17 protein-coding genes and 5 tRNA genes are annotated in these 20,775 nt (G+C 64.5%); 11 read left to right on the plus strand and 11 right to left on the minus strand.

What is annotated here, in order from left to right; genetic code table 11:
• Positions 1 to 159: 159 nt before the first annotated feature.
• The gene (locus ACI0FO_RS04470; protein WP_416024398.1) at positions 160 to 1,071 is read left to right on the plus strand and encodes a hypothetical protein; all 912 of its coding nucleotides are present in this window, start codon (positions 160 to 162) and stop codon (positions 1,069 to 1,071) included.
• 106 nt (positions 1,072 to 1,177) lie between these two features.
• Here ACI0FO_RS04470 and ACI0FO_RS04475 read toward each other — a convergent pair.
• From ACI0FO_RS04475 to egtD, 3 genes are all read right to left on the minus strand, one after another.
• Positions 1,178 to 1,254 (minus strand) — tRNA-Met (locus ACI0FO_RS04475).
• A 158-nt stretch (positions 1,255 to 1,412) separates the two neighbouring features.
• Positions 1,413 to 2,729 (minus strand): ergothioneine biosynthesis protein EgtB, encoded by a 1,317-nt coding sequence (gene egtB, locus ACI0FO_RS04480; RefSeq protein WP_416024399.1) that lies wholly within the window; start codon positions 2,727 to 2,729, stop codon positions 1,413 to 1,415.
• A gap of 35 nt (positions 2,730 to 2,764) precedes the next feature.
• Positions 2,765 to 3,742: an L-histidine N(alpha)-methyltransferase gene (egtD, locus tag ACI0FO_RS04485; RefSeq protein WP_416024401.1), complete on the minus strand. Its 978-nt coding sequence runs from the start codon at positions 3,740 to 3,742 to the stop codon at positions 2,765 to 2,767.
• A gap of 336 nt (positions 3,743 to 4,078) precedes the next feature.
• On the opposite strand from egtD, the gene ACI0FO_RS04490 reads away from it, so the two are divergent.
• Together ACI0FO_RS04490 and ACI0FO_RS04495 are read left to right on the plus strand one after the other, a co-directional pair.
• Positions 4,079 to 4,411 carry a DUF883 family protein gene (locus ACI0FO_RS04490; protein WP_105558476.1) on the plus strand — a complete coding sequence of 111 codons (333 nt, stop codon included), beginning with the start codon at positions 4,079 to 4,081 and terminating at the stop codon, positions 4,409 to 4,411.
• Between the two features lie 138 nt (positions 4,412 to 4,549).
• Positions 4,550 to 5,944, plus strand: a complete 1,395-nt coding sequence (locus ACI0FO_RS04495; protein WP_416024564.1) for a phospholipase D-like domain-containing protein — start codon at positions 4,550 to 4,552, stop codon at positions 5,942 to 5,944.
• A gap of 37 nt (positions 5,945 to 5,981) precedes the next feature.
• On the opposite strand, the gene ACI0FO_RS04500 is transcribed toward ACI0FO_RS04495, so the two are convergent.
• The 5 genes from ACI0FO_RS04500 to ACI0FO_RS04520 form a co-directional block, all read right to left on the minus strand.
• Positions 5,982 to 7,622 (minus strand): FMN-binding glutamate synthase family protein, encoded by a 1,641-nt coding sequence (locus ACI0FO_RS04500; protein ID WP_416024403.1) that lies wholly within the window; start codon positions 7,620 to 7,622, stop codon positions 5,982 to 5,984.
• Between the two features lie 114 nt (positions 7,623 to 7,736).
• The gene (locus ACI0FO_RS04505; RefSeq protein ID WP_416024404.1) at positions 7,737 to 8,960 is read right to left on the minus strand and encodes a YeeE/YedE family protein; all 1,224 of its coding nucleotides are present in this window, start codon (positions 8,958 to 8,960) and stop codon (positions 7,737 to 7,739) included.
• Positions 8,961 to 9,130: 170 nt separating this feature from the next.
• A complete protein-coding gene (locus ACI0FO_RS04510) occupies positions 9,131 to 10,411 on the minus strand; it encodes an arsenic transporter (RefSeq protein ID WP_416024405.1) in 1,281 nt (426 codons plus the stop codon).
• Between the two features lie 9 nt (positions 10,412 to 10,420).
• Positions 10,421 to 11,365 (minus strand): AEC family transporter, encoded by a 945-nt coding sequence (locus ACI0FO_RS04515; RefSeq protein ID WP_416024407.1) that lies wholly within the window; start codon positions 11,363 to 11,365, stop codon positions 10,421 to 10,423.
• Positions 11,366 to 11,403: 38 nt separating this feature from the next.
• A complete protein-coding gene (locus tag ACI0FO_RS04520; RefSeq protein WP_416024409.1) occupies positions 11,404 to 12,300 on the minus strand; it encodes a DMT family transporter in 897 nt (298 codons plus the stop codon).
• A gap of 118 nt (positions 12,301 to 12,418) precedes the next feature.
• On the opposite strand from ACI0FO_RS04520, the gene ACI0FO_RS04525 reads away from it, so the two are divergent.
• The gene (locus tag ACI0FO_RS04525; RefSeq protein ID WP_105558482.1) at positions 12,419 to 12,862 is read left to right on the plus strand and encodes a GNAT family N-acetyltransferase; all 444 of its coding nucleotides are present in this window, start codon (positions 12,419 to 12,421) and stop codon (positions 12,860 to 12,862) included.
• 107 nt (positions 12,863 to 12,969) lie between these two features.
• Here ACI0FO_RS04525 and ACI0FO_RS04530 read toward each other — a convergent pair.
• A tRNA-Leu gene (locus ACI0FO_RS04530) sits at positions 12,970 to 13,054 on the minus strand.
• A 172-nt stretch (positions 13,055 to 13,226) separates the two neighbouring features.
• Between ACI0FO_RS04530 and ACI0FO_RS04535 the strand changes: the two genes are divergently transcribed.
• Complete coding sequence (locus tag ACI0FO_RS04535) at positions 13,227 to 13,838, plus strand: tRNA-uridine aminocarboxypropyltransferase (protein ID WP_416024411.1); 612 nt, start codon at positions 13,227 to 13,229, stop codon at positions 13,836 to 13,838.
• A 171-nt stretch (positions 13,839 to 14,009) separates the two neighbouring features.
• Here the strand turns inward: ACI0FO_RS04535 and ACI0FO_RS04540 are convergent.
• Together ACI0FO_RS04540 and ACI0FO_RS04545 are read right to left on the minus strand one after the other, a co-directional pair.
• Positions 14,010 to 14,094: transfer RNA gene (locus ACI0FO_RS04540), tRNA-Leu, on the minus strand.
• A 91-nt stretch (positions 14,095 to 14,185) separates the two neighbouring features.
• Positions 14,186 to 14,270: transfer RNA gene (locus ACI0FO_RS04545), tRNA-Leu, on the minus strand.
• Positions 14,271 to 14,491: 221 nt separating this feature from the next.
• Here ACI0FO_RS04545 and rnr point away from each other — a divergent pair.
• The 6 genes from rnr (at position 14,492) to ACI0FO_RS04575 (ending at position 20,746) form a co-directional block, all read left to right on the plus strand.
• A complete protein-coding gene (gene rnr / locus ACI0FO_RS04550; RefSeq protein WP_416024413.1) occupies positions 14,492 to 16,957 on the plus strand; it encodes a ribonuclease R in 2,466 nt (821 codons plus the stop codon).
• Between the two features lie 141 nt (positions 16,958 to 17,098).
• Entirely contained in the window at positions 17,099 to 17,836 is a 738-nt protein-coding gene (rlmB, locus tag ACI0FO_RS04555) for a 23S rRNA (guanosine(2251)-2'-O)-methyltransferase RlmB (RefSeq protein ID WP_105558484.1), read from the plus strand.
• A 51-nt stretch (positions 17,837 to 17,887) separates the two neighbouring features.
• Positions 17,888 to 19,132 (plus strand): cystathionine gamma-synthase family protein, encoded by a 1,245-nt coding sequence (locus ACI0FO_RS04560; protein WP_416024414.1) that lies wholly within the window; start codon positions 17,888 to 17,890, stop codon positions 19,130 to 19,132.
• A gap of 58 nt (positions 19,133 to 19,190) precedes the next feature.
• Complete coding sequence (locus tag ACI0FO_RS04565; protein WP_416024416.1) at positions 19,191 to 19,871, plus strand: Fe2+-dependent dioxygenase; 681 nt, start codon at positions 19,191 to 19,193, stop codon at positions 19,869 to 19,871.
• A gap of 359 nt (positions 19,872 to 20,230) precedes the next feature.
• Entirely contained in the window at positions 20,231 to 20,503 is a 273-nt protein-coding gene (locus tag ACI0FO_RS04570; protein WP_003812968.1) for an HU family DNA-binding protein, read from the plus strand.
• A gap of 167 nt (positions 20,504 to 20,670) precedes the next feature.
• A tRNA-Val gene (locus tag ACI0FO_RS04575) sits at positions 20,671 to 20,746 on the plus strand.
• Positions 20,747 to 20,775 lie beyond the last annotated feature (29 nt).

The raw sequence follows: 20,775 nt of genomic DNA on the forward strand, positions 1-20,775 counted from the left end.
GATATGCGTTCCATCCTGCTGTGGCTGCTAGGCGTGCCCATTCCCATCATCATCCTGCTGGCGCTTTTCTGGCATTGACGGGGCTGTGGTTTCCCGCAACGGAAACGGTCCGGGTATGACCTGCGGCCGCCGAGACAAGACAATCAACAAGGAATCAACATGGAAAACGCATCTTCATTGAGCCAACCCTACGGCGGGGCCGCGCTTGCCCAGGAGTCCGCCGTCTCGGCGGTGTCCTGGGCCGCCGTGTTCGCGGGCGCGGTGATCGCCGCCGCGCTTTCGCTGGCGCTGTTCGCCGGCGGGACCGGGCTGGGGTTCCTGTCGGTATCGCCGTGGGCCGACGAGGGAATGTCGGCGCCGGCGGTCGGTATCGGCATCATCGGGTGGATGCTGTTCACGCAGATCGTGTCCTACGGCATCGGCGGTTATGTGGCCGGACGCCTGCGCACGAAATGGGTAGACGTGCATTCGGACGAGATCTATTTCAGGGACACGGCGCACGGCTTTTTGGTGTGGGCGCTAAGTGCGGTGGTCAGCGCCGCGCTGCTGGGTTCGGCGATCGCCACGGTGGTGTCCGGCGCGGCCAAGACGGGCGCGACGGTGGCGGCCGGCGCGGGCGCGGCAGCCACGGCCACGGCTGCGGCCGGCGCAAGCGGCGGTGGCATGGGCCAGGCGACCGAGTACTTTACCGACACGCTGTTGCGTTCGGACCGCCCCGAGGCCAGCGGCGACCGCAACGCCGCCCGTGCGGAAGTGGGCCGCATCGTAGCGATGAGCTTGAGCCGCGGCGACATGACGCCCGAAGATCGTGACTACGTCGTGAAGGTGGTGGCCACGCAAACGGGCACGGAGCCCGCCGTCGCCCAGCGCCGCGTCGAACAAGCGATCGCTAACGCCAAGAAGACGGCGGAAGACGCCAAGCAGAAGGCCAAGGAAGCCGCCGACAAGGCCCGCAAGGCCGCGGCCGCCTTCGCGCTGTGGGGCTTCGCGTCAATGCTGATCGGTGCCTTTATCGCCAGCCTGTCGGCGACCTGGGGCGGCAAGCGCCGCGACACGCTGCGCCGGGTGTAGTTGGGTTGGTGCAGTTCCGTCGGGTGCAGGTGAACGCCTGCCCTTGCTGAACTCGATCCCCGCAAAGCAAAAGGCCCTCACCGGAGTGAGGGCCTTTCTGAATTCTTGGTGGCGCATCCCTGATTCGAACAGGGGACCTGCGGATTATGATTCCGTCGCTCTAACCGGCTGAGCTAATGCGCCATTCCTTGTCTTGCTTTTTGCCTTGCTGCTTTTGCTTTTTGCCTTGCTTTCCCGTTTTTCAGTGCTTGTTTAGTAGCGCTGAGCAACGAAGAACGAAATTCTAGCACGAAACTTTTTTGCCATGCAAGCGGGGGGCGGGCAAAAAATTGAACCGTAGGTCAGGCGTCCCGCGCCAGTCGGATGCCAGAGAATTGCCAGCGGGCTTCAGGTGGGAAAAAATTGCGGTAGCTGGCGCGAACATGGTCGCGCGGCGTGGCGCAAGAGCCGCCGCGCAGCACGTACTGGTTGCACATGAACTTGCCGTTGTATTCGCCGACGGCGCCGGCGTCGGGCTTGAAGCCGGGATACGCGTCGTAAGCGCTTGCGGTCCATTCCCAGGCGTCGCCGAACAGTTGCACGGGGCCGCCCGACCCGTTGCGGGCAGGGGCGGGGCGCGGGTCCAGGTGTCCGTTCTCCAGCATGTTGGCGCGGCCGGGGAAGACCGGGTCGGCGAGTTGGCGGGCGGCGTGTTCCCATTCCGCTTCGCGCGGCAAGCGCACCCGGGCCCAGCGGGCATACGCGTCCGCCTCGAAGTAGCTGACATGGGTAACGGGCGCCTGCAATTCCAGTTCCTGCATGCCGCGCAGCGTGAACACGCGCCAATCGTCGCGCTGCCCTTCCCAGTACAGGGGCGCCCGCCAGCCTTCCGCGCAAACGCGGTCCCAGCCGGCTGATAGCCAGAGTTCGGGCCGCTTGTATCCGCCGTCTCGGATGAAGGCCAGGAATTCGTGCTGTGTGACCAAGCGGTCGGCCAGGTGGAATGGCGCCAGCAGCACCTCGTGGGCGGGGCCTTCGTTGTCGAAGCCGAAACCGCGGCCATCGTGGCCGATGCGGGTAATGCCGCCGCCGTAGCGCGTCCAGCCCGCCGGTGTGCCGGGGGGCAGGGCGGGAGAGCCGCCGACCACGTAGGCGGGTTTCATCGGGTTGGCCGACAGCATGTGCTTGACGTCGGTCAAGATCAGTTCCTGATGCTGCTGCTCGTGGTTCAGTCCCAGTTCCAGCAAGGCGTCGAAGTCCGGGTCGTTGCCGCCCAGGCGTGAAATCAGGTCGTGCATGGCGCTGTCCACGTGCTGGCGATAATGCAGCACGTCGGCAAGCGACGGGCGTGATAACAGGCCGCGCTGCGGGCGCGGATGCTTGGCGCCGATCGCGTTGTAATAGGAGTTGAACAGCACCCGGTACTGCGGGTGGAACATCGTATAGGGCGGATGGAATTGCGTCAGCAAGAAGGTCTCGAAAAACCAGGTGGTGTGCGCAAGGTGCCATTTGACGGGACTGCAATCCGGCATCGATTGCACCTGGCAATCTTCGGGGCTCAGCGGCGCCGCCAGCGCCGTGCTGGTGGTTCGCACGGCGTCATAGCGGTCGTGCTGGCCGGCCTGCCCGCTGGCATACGGTCCGGTGGCGGGGTGAGTCAGCAGGCAGGCAGGTTCCATGGCGATCCTCCAGTGGCGTTGATGGGTCGTCCGCGTCAGGCGCGGGCGCTGAATACCGAAAACCAGCCGCGCGAATCCGACCAGTGCGCAACGTCGCGATATCCCGCGCTTTGCAGCAGGTCGGAAAAGGCTTGGGGCGTGAACTTGTAGGAATTCTCGGTGTGGATGCGTTCGCCGGGGCTGAACTCGCGTTCGCCGCCAGGCCAGGCCACGCGCAGCGCGCGCTGCGCTTCCAGGTGCATCTCGATGCGGGAACAGGCGGCGTTGAACAGCGCCACGTGGCGCCAGTCGTCCACATTGAAGTCGGCGTCCAGCACGTGGTTGACGTGGCGCAGCAGGTTCAGGTTGAACGCGGCGGTCAGGTGCAGCGCGTCGTCATAAGCCGGTTCCAGCACGTGGCTGGGCTTGACGCGGTCCACGCCCACCAGCAGGCCGCCGCCATGGCATTGCGCGTGGATGCGCTGCAGCATCGCATGCGCAGCGTCGGGGCTGAGGTTGCCGATGCTGGAGCCCGGATAGAAGAACAGCCGCTGTTCGGCGGGGATTCCCGAGGGCAGCGCCAGCGCTTGGGAGAAGTCCTGGCCGATCGCGGTCACGCGCAGGTCAGGATAGGACAGCTGCAAGCGCCGCACGGCCGTCTGCAGGTAGTCGGCGGAGATATCGATCGGGACATAATGCTTCGGACGCAGGCTGGCGAAGAGACGCTCGGCCTTGACGCAATCGCCCGCGCCCAGATCGATCATGGATTGCACCGGGCCGATATGCCGCGCGATGTCTTGGCCATGGCGTTGGAAGATCTCGGCTTCGCAGCGCGTGGGGTAGTACTCGGGCAGTTGGGTGATGGCCGTGAAAAGCGACGAACCCAGCGCGTCGTACAGGAACTTGGGATCGATATGCGCGGGATGGTCCAGCAGGCCGTCGCGCAACTCGACCTGTTCGGCGCTGAGGGCCGGGGAGGGGCGCGCCTGATATTCCTGCGCGGTGTGAGCAAGCACTGCTGAGGGGGAAACCATGCGTTCACTTCCTTTTTTTGAGGCGATTGAAGCGCATTGCAAAGGGCTATTGTTGCGGTGGGGTGGGTTCCGCTGTCAAGCGCTAAGCCGCTGAATGCAATGGACTTTTACGAAATCGGGAGCGCCGGGTTCATTTAGCGGGGCGGCGCTTCCCGGCAATCGTTCAGCAAGTTTCGGTCCGCTGAAATATCGGATTACGGCTGGTTGCGAAAGCTCGGGCGGCGGGGACGAATGATCGGCACAATGAAGACATGGTCGACCGCGTGGCGCTGCATGGCGCAACTGCGTCAGGACACCGGCACGCCGGAAGGCCCAATACCTTCAAAAGGAGCGACTATGAATCGAAAGCACCAACGCGCCGAGATGGCTTTGCACCGCGATCGGGTCAACGACAGCTTCCATGAGCTGCTTGCCGGGACGGAAGACCTCTTGCGTTCGACGGCTTCCTATACCGGCTCCGAAATCGAATCGGCCCGCGCTCGTCTGAAGCAGCAGTTGGCGGATGCCCGCGATCATGCAGGCGATTGGGAAGGCGCCGCGCGTGAACGGGCTCGCCGCGCCACGGCCTATGCCGACGAATACGTGCACGAAAACGCCTGGAAGTCCGTTGGCGTGGCTGCATTGGTCGGTGCGCTGCTGGGCTGCCTGGTGGCGGGCGGCAGGCGTTAAGCCGTTTTTGCCATGAAGCCGCCAGAGCCGCTTCCGGCGCCCGTCTGGGGCGCTAGCGGATCGGGACCAGGGCGGGCTTTATGGTGGCCCTGCGCCCGCCGCTGGGCGCAGGCGCTGTTACTGGCCTGCGCCACCGCCATGGTCGCGGCGTGCGCCAGCGTGCCCGATGCGCAAGAACGGCGGGCGCGAGAAGCACAAGCGGGCTTGTCGGCTGACGCGGCCCGCGACAGCTATCTCCGCGGACAAGGCATCGCGGCGGATCCCAAAACCCCGAAAGACGATTTCCTGGCGCGGCATCTGGCCGTCGAGCAGGCCGTCAGTGGCGCGCCGCTGGTGGCGGGCAACCGTGTCCGTTTGTTGGCCGACGGCCCCAGCACCTACCAAGCCATGTTGCAGACGATCGGGCAGGCGCGCCGCTACGTGCACATGGAAACCTATATTTTTGACGATGACGCCGAAGGCGCGCGGTTCGCCGACGCCCTGATCGCGGCGCGCAACCGAGGGGCGGACGTGGCGTTGATGGTCGATGCCGTGGGCACGATCAAGACACCCGATGCGCTGTTCCAACGGCTACGCGATGCGGGTGTGCAGGTGGCGGTGTTCAATCCCGTCAATCCGGCCAATGCACGCGCGGGGTGGTCGCCAAACCAGCGCAACCACCGCAAGGTGCTGGTGGTGGACGGCAAGGTCGGCTATCTGGGGGGCATCAACGTTAGCAGCGTGTACGAATCTTCACCGGGGTCTGGGTCTGGATCGGGCCCAACCTCAGCGTCAGGGTCAAGCCCCGCGGCGGTAAAAAATACCGGGAATGCCGACGGCAACGCGGCGGGCGACGCAAAGGCGGCGCCATGGCGCGACACGCACCTGCGCATCGAAGGGCCTGCGGTGGCGCAGTTGGAGCAGATCATTCAGGCGGCCTGGGCGTCGCAGGCCGAGGAGCCGCTGGCGGGCGGCGGCGAGCCTATCGCGCCGGCGGCAGGCGCGACTCAGGTGCGCATCCTGGCCAATCAGCCTGACCGCAGCGACGGCTATACGGTTTATTTGACGCTGATGTCCGCGTTTGAAAGCGCGCAGAAATCCATCCACATCACGATGGCGTATTTCGTGCCCGATCCGGCGTTCATCGACGTGCTTTGTGATGCCGCGCGGCGCGGGGTGGATGTGGTGCTGGTGTTGCCGGGCTTCAGCGATTCATCGCTGGTGTTCAACGCGGGGCGATCCCACTACACGGACCTGCTGCGCGCCGGCGTGAAGCTCTACGAACGGCGCGACGCGTTGCTGCACGCCAAGACCGCGGTTGTCGACGGCGTCTGGTCCACGGTGGGTTCCAGCAATATGGACTGGCGCAGTTTCGCGCTGAACTACGAAATCAACGCGGTGGTGCTGGGACCGGAATTCGCCGGTGAAATGGAGGCTCTGTTCCAGCGCGATGTCGCCGATTCGGTGCAGATCACGCCGGCAGATTGGAGCAGCCGCGGCGTCGACGACCGCTTCATGGAGTTTTTCTCGCGGATGTTCGAACGCTGGTTGTAGCGTCCGCGGCCCCGCGTCGGCATTCGCTTGGGCCAGGCTAGACGTGTTGCTCGGCCAGCGCGGTGGTGATGTCGCGCGTGGGCTGGAACGACTGCGCTTGCGCCATGGCCCAGCCCACCCGGAATACCTGATGGCGGAATTCGCCGCGCAGTAGTTCGCCGGGCGCCAATTCGGGGAACAGCGCCGAGAGCAGCCGGATTTCGCTGGAAGAGATGCGGCGCGCGATATGGTGGGGGCGCAGTTGGTTGGGATGCGTCAGCCCGGCGGCGGCCAGCAGTTCGGCCAACGCGTGCAGCGTGTTGCTGTGGAAGTACGTCACGCGCTGCGCCTTGTCCGGCACGACCAGCGCACGTTGGCGCATGGGGTCTTGCGTCGTGACGCCAGTGGGGCATTTGCCCGTATGGCAGGCCTGCGCCTGAATGCACCCGATGGCGAACATAAAGCCGCGCGCGGCGTTGCACCAGTCGGCGCCCATCGCCATGACGCGCGCCATGTCGAACGCGGTGATGATCTTGCCCGACGCGCCCAGCTTGATGCGGTCACGCAAGTTCACGCCGATCAACGTGTTATGCACCAGGCGCAGGGCTTCGCGCAACGGCGTGCCGACATGGTCGACGAACTCGACCGGTGCGGCGCCGGTGCCGCCTTCGGCGCCGTCCACCACGATGAAGTCTGGCGTGATGCCGGTTTCCAGCATGGCCTTCACGATGGCGAACCACTCCCACGGGTGGCCCACGCAGAACTTGAACCCCACCGGCTTGCCGCCGGACAGTTCACGCAATCGGGCCACGAACTTCATCAGCCCGATAGGCGAGTCGAAGGCCGAGTGGCTAGCGGGTGAATTGCAATCCTGCCAGGCGGCCACGCCACGCGCTTCGGCGATCTCGGGCGTGACCTTGCCTGCCGGCAGGATGCCGCCGTGCCCCGGCTTGGCACCTTGGGACAGCTTGATTTCGATCATCTTCACCTGCGGCGTACAGGCGTTCTTGACGAAGGCTTCCTCCGAGAACGCGCCGTGCTCGTCGCGGCAGCCGAAGTACCCCGAACCGATGTTCCAGACCAGGCTGCCGCCCGGTTGGCGGTGATAGCGGCTGATGCCGCCTTCGCCCGTGTCGTGCGCGAAGTCGCCCTGGCGCGCGCCCTCGTTCAGGGCCAGGATGGCGTTGGCCGACAAGGCGCCAAAGCTCATGGCCGACACGTTGAACGCCGACATGGAATAGGGCTGCTTGCAGTCGGGGCCGCCCACGGTGACGCGGAAATCCGTGTCGTTGATGTGCGAGGGCGACATGGAATGGTTGATCCATTCGTAGCGGTCGCCGTAGACGTCTTCCTGCGTGCCGAAGGGGCGCTTGTCGATTTCGCGCTTGGCGCGCTGGTACACGATGGAGCGCTGCGCGCGCGAGAACGGCGCGGCCTGCGTGTCATCTTCCAGAAAGTACTGGCGGATCTCGGGGCGAATGAACTCGAACAGGAAGCGCAGGTTGCCCAGGACGGGGTAGTTGCGCCGGATGGCATGGCGGGTCTGGATCAGGTCATAGACGCCCAGGGCGCCCAGCATCGCAAGCGGGACGGCAGCCCATAGCCACCAGAACGAGCTGGTGAACGCCAGGACAGCGGTAACCGCCGCGCCCGCCAGGGTCAAAATAAAGGCCGTATAGCGGCCGACAATCCAGCTCATAGTCCTCTCCGTATTGCGGAATGGAGCAACCATACACCAGCTGAACCGCCAGAAAAAAAGAAAGCCCCCTAAATCGGGGGCCATTCCTGGAACACTGTTTTCCGGTAGTCGATGTCAGCAGCTGGAGGGCGGCGGCGTCTTCTCGACCGCCAGCCCGAAGGCGGGACGCAGCCGGACTCCCAATGCGCTGCCGGCGAAGGCCGCTGGCAGCCATATCCACGCGTGCAGGCTGCCCGACAGGATGCCGCTGAAGTACGCGCCGATGTTGCAGCCGAAGGCCAGGCGGGCGCCGTAGCCCAACAGCAGGCCGCCGATGACCGCGCCGGCCAGCGAACGCGCCGGCACCTTCCAGATGGGCGCGAACTTGCCGGCGGCGCTGGCGGCGGCAAGCGCGCCCAGCATCAGGCCGATGTCCATGACCGTCGTGACGTCCTGGCGCAGCGGGGCGGCCAGCGCCGGCTGCTTGCTCCAGTAGGTCCAGGTGGCCACGTCGCCGGCGACCGAGTTCCATGCCTTGGCGCCCCACAGCGCGAAGGCCGACGTGATTCCCCACGGGCGGCCGGCCAGGGCCAGCGTCGCGAAGTTCAATACCACCAGCGCCACGCCGCCCCAGATCAGCGGCCACGGACCTTGCAGCAGCGAGACGGGCCGCGCGGTGCGCGACGCAAACGAGATCACATGGCCGTGGCGCCGCTTCTCAAGCGCGGTGGCGCCCCAGGCAATCAGCGCGAACACCGCCAGGTTGGCGATCAGCGCGGGCGCCAGGCCCCAGGTCTTGATCAGCGATGTCGGCGCCAGCGCGGGCAGGCTGGACCACCAGCCGAAATTGGCGGTGGCGATCACGGATCCGATGATGAAGAACAGCAGCGTGACCAGCATGCGGGTGTTGCCGCCACCCACCGCGAACAGCGTGCCGGATGCGCAGCCGCCGCCCAGTTGCATGCCGATGCCGAACAGGAAGGCGCCCAGCACGACCGACACGCCGGGGGGCGACACCAATCCCGTGACGGGTTGGCCGAAGAGCGACCCCGACGCCAGGAACGGGAAGAACAGCAACACGCCGACACCCAGCATGAACATCTGCGCACGCAGGCCCGCGCCCCGGCGGTCGGACACGAACACGCGCCAGGCTTGCGTGAAGCCGAACGAGGCGTGATAGAGCGTCACGCCCAGCAGCGCGCCGACTACCCACAGGGCGCCCTGGCGCCAGCTGACGGTCTGGTTCAAATACAGCGCGCCGGCCAGCAACAGCAGCAGCGCGGCCCAGAGCGGCGCGCGGTTGATGCGGATGGGCGGCAGGGCCGAGGGCAGGGGCAGGGTAGAGGCGTTGGAGCTCATGGGAGGTGTCCCGGTGGGATCTGAATCGTCAATGCAAACGGGCGCATAAGCGGCGCCCGTCGGAATATTGCCAGTGTAAGGCCGGGCCTTAACGCCTTCAAACCATCAATTAGTGCTTGATTAATAACTAATGGTTATATAAAGGCGAGAAGCCAGCCCGTCGTGCGGGCTTATTGCAGCCGCCAGACAAGGGCAGCCAGCGTCAGCAGCAGCACCGGCAGCGTCAAGACAATACCTACTTTGAAGTAGTATCCCCACGTGATGCGCAAGCCTTTGCGCGCCAGCACGTGCAGCCAGAGTAGCGTGGCCAGGCTGCCGATTGGTGTGATCTTGGGCCCCAGGTCGCTGCCGATGATGTTGGCGTAGATCATCGCGTCCCTTACCGGGCCCGTGGCGCTGGTGTCGGCGATCGACAACGCGCCGATCAGCACGGTCGGCAGATTGTTCATGATGGACGACAGGAATGCCGTGATCAGGCCGGTGCCCATCGCGGCGCCCCACAAGCCGTACTCGGCGCAGCGGTCCAGCACCTGTGCCAGATGCGCCGTCAGGCCGGCGTTGCGCAAGCCATACACGACCAGGTACATGCCCAGCGAGAAGATCACGATGTGCCAGGGGGCCTCGCGCATGATCTTGCGCGTGCCCACGACATGCTGCCGTCCGGCAATCACCAGCAGGCCTACCGCGCCGGCGGCGGCGATCGCGCTGACGGGGATGCCCATGGGTTCCAGCACGAAGAAGCCGGTCAACAGCAGCGCCAGGACGATCCAGCCCGCGCGGAACGTGATCGGGTCGCGGATGGCGGAGGCGGGCGCCGGCAGTTGGCTCACGTCGTAGCGGGGCGGGATGCTCTTGTGGAAGAACAGCAGCAGGACGGCCAGCGTGGACGCGACGGCCATCAGGTTGACCGGCAGCATCACGGACGCGTATTCACCGAAGCCGATGCCGAAGAAATCCGCCGATACGATGTTCACCAGGTTCGACACGATCAGCGCGATGCTGCCCGTATCGGCAATGAACCCCGCGGCCATCACGAAGGCCAGCGAGGCGCCCGGGCCGAAGCCCAGCGCCAATAGCATTTCCATGACGATGGGCGTCAGGATCAGCGCGGCGCCGTCGTTGGCGAACAGCGCCGACACCGCGGCGCCCAGCAGCACGATCAGCACGAACAGCAGGCGTCCGCGCCCGCCTCCCCAGCGGGCGACATGCAGCGCCGACCACTCAAAGAAGCCCGCCTCGTCCAGGATCAGGCTGGTGACGATAATGGCGATGAAGGTGGCGGTGGCGTTCCAGACGATGTGCCACACATCGGCGATGTCGGCCACGTGGACCACGCCCGTCGCAAGGGCCAGGCCCGCGCCGATCACGGCGCTCCAGCCGATCGACAGCCCTCTGGGCTGCCAGATCACGAGCGTGATGGTCAGGATGAAAATCGAGGCGGCTAGCAGCATGGAAAGCGATCAGGTAAGGGGATGGGCATTGATCCAGGCGACCAGCAGGCTGACCGTCAGCACCGACGCCACGGTGGATACAAGAATGGCGCGCGAGGTCACGCGGGCGTCGCGGCCATACATCTTAGCCAGCATGAAGGGGCCGGTGCCGATCGGCAGCGCGCTCATCAGCACGGCGGTCCAGGCCCATAGCGGGGGCATGGAAAAAACGGTAAAGGCCAGCACCGCCGTGACGGCCGGCTGCAGCAGCAGCTTGCCGGTCACCAGGCGCAGCACGCCGGGGCCCGCGGTGGACGTTTCCGTCTGCGCCAGGAACAGCCCGATCGTGACCAGCGCACAGGGGCTGGCCGATGCGCCCAGCAGCGCGACGTAGCGGTCCACGCCTTCCGGCAGCGCCACGCCGGTCGACGCCCACGCCAACCCTAGCATGGGGGCGGCCAGCAAGGGGTTGCGCAACAGCGCACGGCCAACCTTAAGCAGGGTGGCCGCCACGTTGGGCGTTTGCTGGCGGTCGAATTCGATTATCGCGATGGCGACGCCGAACAGCACGCTGGCCGTCAGAAGGGTGGTGAAAGCGGCAGGCGCCAGGCTTTCGGCGCCGAACAGCGCCAGGCAGAGGGGAATGCCCATGTACCCGGCATTGGCATAGGAAGCAGCCAGGCCTTCAATGCTGCGGTCGGTCAGCGCGCGCCGGCCGCCTCGTCCCGGCAGGAACGACACCAGGAAGGTGACCGCGATGCCGCCTGCGAACGCACCGACGAAACCCCAGTGCGCCATATGTGCCAGGTCTACTTGCGTCATGGCGCGAAACAGCAAGGCGGGCAGGGACAGGTAGACCACATAGCGATTCAGCGCGTCGGTCGCGCCGGGGCCCAGCAGATTGCGGCGGGCGGCCAGCCAGCCGGTCAGGATCAGCGCAAAGACTGGCAGGGCGGCAGTAACGACGGCATTCATGGGCGACGATGCGAGCAGGCCAGAGGCGCGGGAAGGCGCTATTCTACTTGCGGCGTCCGCGCGCTGCGGGTGACAAGCAGAATGCCGATAGCCGCCAGCGCCATGCCGAGCCAGGCCAGCACCGGAATGGACTCGCCCAGGGCGATCAGCGCAGTGATGGCCGTGCAGGGCGGCACCAGGAAGAACAGCGCTGACACCCGCGACGCTTCGCCATGCCGGATCATGGTCAGCAACAGGGTGATGGCGACCAGCGAATTGCCCACCACCAGATAGGCCAGCGATGCCAGCAGCGGGCCCGTCCATTCGATGCGCATCGGTTCCAGCCAGAAAGCCAGCGGCGCCGACACGGCCAGCCCGACCGCGTACTGCACCAGATTGGACGTGACCGGGTGCGTTTGCGCGCCATAGCGTTTTTCATAAAGGGTGCCGCCCGTGATGCACAGCAGCGCCGCCACGGCGAACAGCAATCCCAGCGGCGCCAGCACATCGATGGACGCCTTGGCGACGATGACGAGTCCGGCGCCCGCCACCCCCGGGCCCAGGCCGGCCCACCGCCGGGCATCGACGCGTTCGTGTGCGATCAGCGGCGCCAGCAGTCCGATCAAAATGGGCTGCAGCGAGGCGATCAACGCCATGCCGCCCGCCGACATCCCCTGCTTTAGCGACAGATAGGTGAAGCAGAAGTAGCCCGCCTGCAACAGCAGCCCGACCATCGCCAGGTGGCCCCATGCGCGGGCGCCGCGCGGCAGGGGCGGGCGCAGGACAAGCACGAAGGGCAGCAGAATAAGCACGACGCAGGCGTACCGGACCGCCAGAAAGGTCATCGGATCGGCGTAGGCCAGTCCGATCTTGAGCACGACGAATCCACTGGACCACAACAAGAGGAAAAGCGCGGGTGCGGCTTTCAGCCAAGCCGGTGGGGCAGAGGGCGTCATGTCGTGCCTGGGCAACGTGGGCAAGCCGCGATCGTACCCCTTTTCGCGCGGCTGTCATCCCTGAGAGAATGCGGCGTAGGATATTTGTTATTGATCTGCTGCACGCGAGGGAACGGAGATGTCGACCAACAAGCAATCTACGGTGCGTATCGCTTTGGGTACGTGGGACCGGCTGCGCGAAGACGCGTATTCCGTCCGCTACGAGGTATTCGTCGTTGAACAGCGAGTGCCGCCCGAGATCGAGCTGGACGACGACGACGCCGTGTCGGTGCATGCCGTGGCTTACGGGCCGGACGGCACGCCGATGGGCACGGGCCGGCTGCTGCCCGACGGCCACATTGGCCGCATGGCCGTGCATAAGAAAGCGCGCGGCATGGGCGTGGGCGGGCAGTTGCTGGACGCGTTGATCGGGCAAGGCCACGGTGACGGGCACCGCATGCTGGTGCTGCACGCCCAAACCCACGCCGCCGGATTCTACGAGGCGCACGGCTTTACCGTGGAAGGCGAGGAATTCGTCGAAGCCGGGATCCCGCACGTGGTGATGACGCGGGTGCTGAAGTAGCGCGGCGCCTCGGGTGTAGCCGGGGCCGGAAAAGAAAAAACCCCGGTCGTTTTCACGATCGGGGTTCTTCTTGGCGCATCACGACAGGTACCTCGTGATGTAATAATTGGTGCCCAGGAGAGGACTCGAACCTCCACACCTTGCGGCACACGGACCTGAACCGTGCGCGTCTACCAATTCCGCCACCTGGGCGCTGGTGCTTCACTTGTTGCGTCGCTTTCGCTTCGTTTCTTGTTCAGCAGCAGAGGAACGAGATTATGCATACTTTTTTTCCGGCGTGCAAGTAATGGCGGATATTTTTGCTTTTTCAGCGTTTTTCTTAGTGGACCAGTTTCGTGGGCCAGTTTCGATATAGTGTCGCCCCATGTCCCGTTTCCTTTGCACGCGTTGCCTGCGTCCCGAGTCGCACTGCCTGTGCGCGCTAATTCCCTCCTTGTCGTGCCGCACTCGCGTGGTGGTCTTGCAGCATCCCAGCGAATCGCGCCATGCGCTGAATACGGCCCGGTTGGCCGTGTTGGGGCTGACGGGCGCGCGGCGCGTGGTAGGTGAACATTTTTCGTCCGCGGATTGGGCCCAACCCGGCTACGCGCCGCGCCTGTTGTTCCCCGGTCCCGCCGCCGAGACCTTGACTCCGGGGTACGGCCAGAATCTTGACGAGCCGATCCTGTTGATCGTGCCAGACGGAACATGGGGGCATGCGCGCAAACTGCTGCATATCAATCCCGAGCTCGCGGCGTTGCCGCGCGTGATGCTGCCCCAGGGGCTGAAAACGCGCTATCGCGTGCGTCACGCGGATATCCCCGGCGCGTTGTCCACGATCGAGGCCGTGACGCACGCGTTGAATGCGATCGAGGCGCCGATGCGGGCGGACGCCTTGCTTCGGCCTTTCGAGGCATTGATTGATGGCCAGATCGAAGGGATGGGCGAAGACCTTTATGCGCGTCACCATTTGCAGCGCAAAGTGCCGTGGCGTTAAGGCGCTCGGCAGGATGGGCCAGGCTGGTATTAATAATGCCGAACGGTAAACGAGGGGGAAGGGCGCGAACCCTCGGGACGCACAAAGCAAAAGCCCCGAACATCTTTCGATTTTCGGGGCTTTCAGCCTTGCTATCAAACCAGCCTGATGCTGATCCGATTTATATGCGGGTGGTGCCCAGGAGAGGACTCGAACCTCCACACCTTGCGGCACACGGACCTGAACCGTGCGCGTCTACCAATTCCGCCACCTGGGCACTGGGAAGTACTTTCGTACTTCGCGTCTTTCACTATTTTTACTAATCTACCTATCGGGCCCGCCCGAAAGCGCGTCCAATTTAAATTCCGTGGTGCCCAGGAGAGGACTCGAACCTCCACACCTTGCGGCACACGGACCTGAACCGTGCGCGTCTACCAATTCCGCCACCTGGGCACTGAAAGATAATGTCAGAACTATGTGATACGCTGCCGCTCTAGTTGCTTTGTTTTATTAAGGGCCATACGTTGTTTCCAGCGTACTGACTTAACTAAAACATGCGTCCCGAGCGCAGTTGGTTTTACAATGGGTCTTTCGACCCCTCTGACCATTTCTGCTTCAGTGTTCAGCCTTGGGCGAACCACAGAAGCTGCGCATTATATACGGAAATTTCAGCTTTGGCAAAACGATCGAATAACGAATCGAAAAACAACAGATCAACACCCTTGCCCGAAGCGCCGCCGGACTTCGATCCCGATGTCCCGTCCCGTGAAGCCATTTTGACCGCGCTCCGAGCCGCGGGTTCGCCGTTGTCTCCGGTGGAATTGGCAGAACGCATGGGCGTCGAGCGTGCCGCGACGATGGTCGGGTTCGAGCGCCGTTTGGGCGCCATGGAACGCGACGGGCAATTGATGCCCAACCGCAAGGGCGTGTTGCTGCTGGCCACCAAATTGGACTTTGTCGCCGGCAAGGTGCTGGGTCACCGCGACGGTTTCGGCTTCCTGCTGCGTGACGACGGCGGCCCGGACCTGTTCCTGTCGCCGCGCGAAATGCTCAAGGTGCTGCATGGCGACCGCGTGCTGGTCAAGCCGTCGGGCGAATACCGGGGCAAGCCGGAAGGCACCATCGTCGAGGTCATCGAACGCCGCACCAACAAACTGGTGGGCCGTTTCCTGCACGAGCATGGCTTGTCCATCGTGGTGCCCGAAGACCAGCGCATCAAGCACGACATCCTGATTCCGCCCAGCGATACCAACGGCGCCCAGCACGGGCAGGTGGTCGCGGTCGAGATCATGGAGCAGCCCACCCGCCATACGCAGCCGCTAGGCCGCGTGGCCGAGGTGCTGGGCGAAATCGATGATCCCGGCATGGAAATCGAGATCGCGGTGCGCAAGTTCGATGTGCCCGTTGAATTCTCGGAAGCCGCCCGCAAGCAAGCCGCGCGCCTGCCGGACGTGGTGCGCAAGAGCGACCTGAAAGACCGCGTGGACTTGCGCGATGTGCCGTTGATCACGATCGACGGCGAAGACGCACGCGACTTCGACGACGCCGTCTATTGCGAGCCCGTCGAACTGGGCACGGGCCAGCGCAAGCGCCCGGGCTGGCGCCTGCTGGTGGCCATCGCCGACGTCAGCCACTATGTGCGCCCGGGTGATGCGCTGGACGACGACGCGATCGAACGCGGCACCAGCGTCTATTTCCCGCGCCGCGTCATTCCGATGCTGCCCGAGACGCTGTCCAATGGCTTGTGTTCGCTGAACCCCGACGTGGACCGCCTGGTGCTGGTCTGCGATATGGTGATTCCCGCTACCGGCGCCAAGGCCGGCACGGTCACGGCCTACCAGTTCTATAACGCGGTGATGCACTCGCATGCCCGCACCACCTATACGAACATCTGGGCGGCGCTGCAGCAGCCTGGCGGTCCGGCCGCCGCGGCGATGCGCGCCGTCATGCCGCAGGTGCAGCATCTGTATGAGCTCTTCCAGCTGCTGGTGCAGGGCCGCAAGAAGCGCGGCGCCATCGATTTCGACACGGTCGAAACCAAGATCGTCTGCAATGAGCTGGGCCGCATCGAACAGATCGTGCCTTCGGTGCGCAACGATGCCCACAAGCTGATCGAAGAATGCATGCTGGCCGCGAACACGTGCGCGGCCGACTTCATGACGCGCAGCAAGCACCCCGGCCTGTATCGCATCCACGAAGGCCCCACGCCAGAGCGCCTGCAATCGTTGCGTGAATTCCTGCGCACCATGGGGTTGTCATTGGGCGGCGGTGAAACGCCCACCGCCAAGGACTACGGCGATTTCCTGGACACCGTGCGCGGCCGTCCCGATTACCAGCTGCTGCAGACCATGTGCCTGCGGTCCATGCAGCAGGCCGTCTACAGCCCGGACAACATGGGCCACTTCGGCCTGTCATATCCCGGCTATAGCCACTTCACGTCGCCCATTCGCCGTTATCCCGACCTGCTGACGCACCGGGTGATCAAGGCCTTGCTGGCGGGACAGCGCTATGTGCCCAGCCTGGACGACCAGGCGGTGGTCATCGGCCGCACACAAAAAGAACATGAGCACGCCATCTGGGAAAAGATGGGCCTGGTGCTGTCGGCCAGCGAACGCCGCGCCGACGAAGCCTCGCGCGATGTCGAGGCCTGGCTCAAGTGCTGGTTCGTCAAGGAACGCGTGGGCGAAGACTTCAGCGGCACCGTTACCGGCGTGGCCAGCTTCGGTATTTTCGTCACGCTGGACACGCTGCACGTCGAAGGGCTGGTGCACGTCTCCGAGCTGGGCGGCGAGTACTTCCAATTCAACGACGCCCTGCACGAATTGCGCGGCGAGCGCACGGGCATGCGGTATCGCTTGACCGACAAGGTGCAGGTGCAGGTGGCGCGCGTCGACCTCGAAGCGCGGCGTATCGAATTCCGCCTGGTGCAGGGCACCAGTTTCGACGCGCTGCGCAAGGCCGCGGCCCGTGGGCCGGAAGAGCCGATGCGCCGCGTGAAGAAGGCGGCGGCGCCCAAGCCTGCCGCGCTAAAGGGACAGACCGCCAAGGAACGGCGCGCCGACGCCAAGAAGGCGGGTAAGCCGCCCAGGGCATCCAAGCACGCCGCGCCAGCCAAGAAAGCGACGCACAAGCGGCACTGATCCGGCTGATTGGGCCTCGTTATGGCCGGCGCGTCTTAGGGCGCCTGGGCCATAAGGGGTAACATTGCATTGATGGCCGGCTTGCTCCGGTGGCCCGCCCCCTTTGGGGCGGGTATTCGTTTATCTAAAGGTATTGCATTTATGGCGTCGACCCAAGTTCTGGCCGGGTTTCACGCGGTTGTCGCGCGGCTGCGCCACGCGCCCGAGTCGATCAAGGAAATCTATGTAGAGGCGTCGCGTCGCGACAAGCGGATGCAGACGCTCATCGAGCAGGCCGAGAAGGCGGGTTGCCGCCTGCATCCCGTGCCGGCCGAGCGTCTGGATGGCCTGTCGCGCGGCACTCGCCATCAAGGCGTGGTGGCCCTGGCCGACGAACGCCAGTTGGCGGTGGATGTGGACGAGGTGCTTGACGTGATCGAGGGTCCGCCGCTGCTGCTGATCCTGGATGGCGTGACCGATCCCCACAATCTGGGCGCCTGCCTGCGAACGGCGGACGCCGCTGGCGTGCATGCGGTAATCGCGCCGCGCGACCGTGCCGTGGGCTTGAACGCCACGGTGCAGCGCGTGGCCTGCGGCGCGGCCGATACCGTGCCGTATGTGATGGTCACCAATCTGGCGCGCACGATGCGCGGCCTGAAGGACCGCGGCGTCTGGTTGGTCGGCACCGACGACCAGGCGACCGACAGCATGCACAAGATCGATGCGCGCCAGCCAATGGCGTGGGTCATGGGGGCGGAAGGCGAAGGCATGCGCCGCCTTACGCGCGAGACCTGCGACCAACTCGTCAATATCCCGATGCTGGGTTCGGTGGAAAGCCTGAACGTCAGCGTGGCCAGCGCCGTCTGCCTGTACGAGACCGTGCGCCAGCGCCAATCCTGATCCCGCCCGACCCGCCTTATTCGTCGTTTTTCCTTTACGCCTCAGCCCATCATGCACCAGAACGGCTTCACCACCACGATCCTCCATTCCGACCGCCAACAATCCGTCGAGCACGGAGCGGTGCACAAGCCGATGCATCCGTCGTCGGAATTCGCCTACGACGACGCGCGCGAGCTGGCGGCGGTGTTCCAGGGCAAGGCGGGCTTCACGTATGCGCGCCAGGGCACGCCCACGACCACCGCGCTGGAAGCGAAGGTCAATCACATGGAGGGCGGCAAAGGCACGGTCAGCTTCGCCACGGGAATGGCGGCGCTGTCGGCCATTTTCACGACGTTGCTGCGCCGGGGCGATCATCTGGTGTCCAGCCAGTTTGTGTTCGGCAACACCAACAGCCTGCTGGGCACGCTGCTGGAGCTGGGCGTGGAGATCACGTTCGTGGACGCGACGGACGCGGCGCAAGTGCGCGCCGCGATCCGCCCCAATACGCGCATGGTCTTCACCGAGACGATCGCCAACCCGGGCACGCAGGTCGCCGATTTGGCCGTGATCGGCGAGATCTGCCGCGAAAAGAATCTGGTCTATGTCGTGGACAATACGCTGACGTCGCCGTGGATGTTCCGTCCTTCGGTGGTGGGCGCGTCGCTGGTGATGAATTCGCTGTCCAAGTACATCGGCGGCCATGGCAACGCATTGGGTGGCGCCGTGACCGACACGGGCCTGTACGACTGGTCCGGCTATGCCAACATCTATGAGGCCTACCGCAAAGGCCCGTCCACTGGCTGGGGGCTTACCCAGATCAAGAAGAAGGGTTTGCGCGACATGGGCGGCACGCTGGCTGCCGAGCCCGCCCACCGCATTGCCGTGGGCGCCGAGACGCTGGCGCTGCGCATGGCCAAGCACTGCGCCAACGCGCTGGCGCTGGCACGTTTCCTGGAGCCGCACCCCGGCGTGGCCAAAGTTCACTACCCAGGCTTGGCGGGCCATCCGCAACATGCCCGCGCCGCGGCGCTGTTCGGCACGCGATTCGGCGGGTTGCTGGGGGTAGAGCTGGCCGACGGCGTGGACTGCTTCGATTTCCTGAACCGTCTGCGGATCGTGCTGATGGCGACCCACCTGGGCGATACGCGCAGCCTGGCGCTGCCTGCCGCGCACACCATCTATTACGAGATGGGCGCCGAGCGTCGCAAGCAGATGGGCATTGCGGACAGCCTCATCCGGGTGTCGGTGGGCATCGAAGACGAGGCCGACCTGCTGTTTGATTTCGATCAGGCGCTGACCGGTTGCCTGAAGGGATAATGCGGCAAGCGCAAGCCGGACGCGAGGACGCGCCGGCTTTGCAATCGGGACGACTCACATGCTTATACAGATCGCAGAGGTCTTCACGCCCGACGAGGCGGCGGAAATCCGGCGCCAGCTGGATGCCGCCGATTGGGTGGACGGCAAGGTCACAGCCGGCTACCAATCGGCCGAGGTCAAGCGCAACCGCCAGTTGCCCGAACAGCATCCGCTTGCGGCAGAGCTTGGCAACCTGATCCTGCAGCGCCTGGCCGCGAACAACCTCTTCATGTCGGCCGCATTGCCGCGCAAGATCTTCCCGCCGCTGTTCAACCGCTACGAAGGCGGCGAGGCTTTCGGGTATCACGTGGACAACGCGGTGCGCGGCATCTCAGGCACGTCCGAGCGCGTGCGCACCGACTTGTCCGCCACGCTGTTCTTCTCCGAGCCCGATACCTATGATGGCGGCGAACTCGTCATTGACGACACCTACGGGCCGCGCGCCGTAAAGTTGCCGGCAGGGCACATGGTGCTGTACCCCGGCACGAGCCTGCACAAAGTGAATCCCGTCACGCGCGGCGCGCGCGTGAGTTCGTTCTTCTGGATGCAGAGCCTGGTGCGCGAAGATAGCCAGCGCGCGTTGCTGCTGGATATGGACGTGGCCATACAACGTCTGAATCAGGATGCCGCGGGGCATCCCTCCATCGTGCAGTTAACGGGCATTTATCACAATTTGCTGCGTCGTTGGGCCGATGTTTGATTCAAGCTTGAAGTGATGCCCGGACGGTGTCGCGCAAACACAAAAATGCGCGTTTTTGTATATTGCGAAAGCAGCTAAAAGCTAGTATTGGCGCGGGTTGTAGTGAGGTTTTTGCTTGACAGCCGCGCCACGCCAAGGCCTAATACACGTCTGCGTCGCTGAGGGTTTGAAGGCATCAAAGCCATCAAATCTTAAGCGGCGCAGCAGTTTAAAAGTTGTGCTTTGCAGCGCAAGAAAAAAGTTTATCCACTGTCTGTTCGTCGTTTGTCGGGCCATGCGTTGGTTAGTGGCGTCCCATCATGACAGCCATGAACCGCACGGCCTCGCCAGACTCAATACCTTGTGAGGGGTACACCTGAATGAACAAAACCGAACTCATCGATCACATCGCCAGCAAGGCCGATATCTCCAAGGCTGCCGCCGGTCGTTCGCTCGACGCCTTGATCGGTGCCGTCAAGACCACCCTGAAGAAGGGCGGTACGGTCACGCTGGTTGGCTTTGGCACGTTTGCCGTGTCGGCTCGCGCTGCTCGCACCGGCCGCAACCCGCGCACCGGTGAAACCATCAAGATCAAGAAGGCCAAGGTGCCGAAGTTCCGTCCGGGCAAGGCCCTGAAGGACGCCGTCAACTAAAGGCGGCATGGCGGTCGCCGGGCATTGGCCCCCGCGATTTGCCGACAATTACGCGGTCCGGTATACTCCGGCCCGCGTATTGCTTTTGAGTACCCCGAGTTGGCAGTTGCTTCGCAAGAATCGTCACATTGACGGCCGTTGCGATGCTGCGGCAAGTCGTCAAGATCGGGTGCTTAGCTCAGTTGGTAGAGCGGCGCCCTTACAAGGCGTAGGTCACAGGTTCGACCCCTGTAGCACCCACCAGAAGCCCACGCAGGCGGTTCGGATCCCTA

The organism is Achromobacter marplatensis (genome assembly GCF_049060505.1).
In the GTDB taxonomy this organism is placed as follows: domain Bacteria; phylum Pseudomonadota; class Gammaproteobacteria; order Burkholderiales; family Burkholderiaceae_B; genus Achromobacter; species Achromobacter marplatensis_A.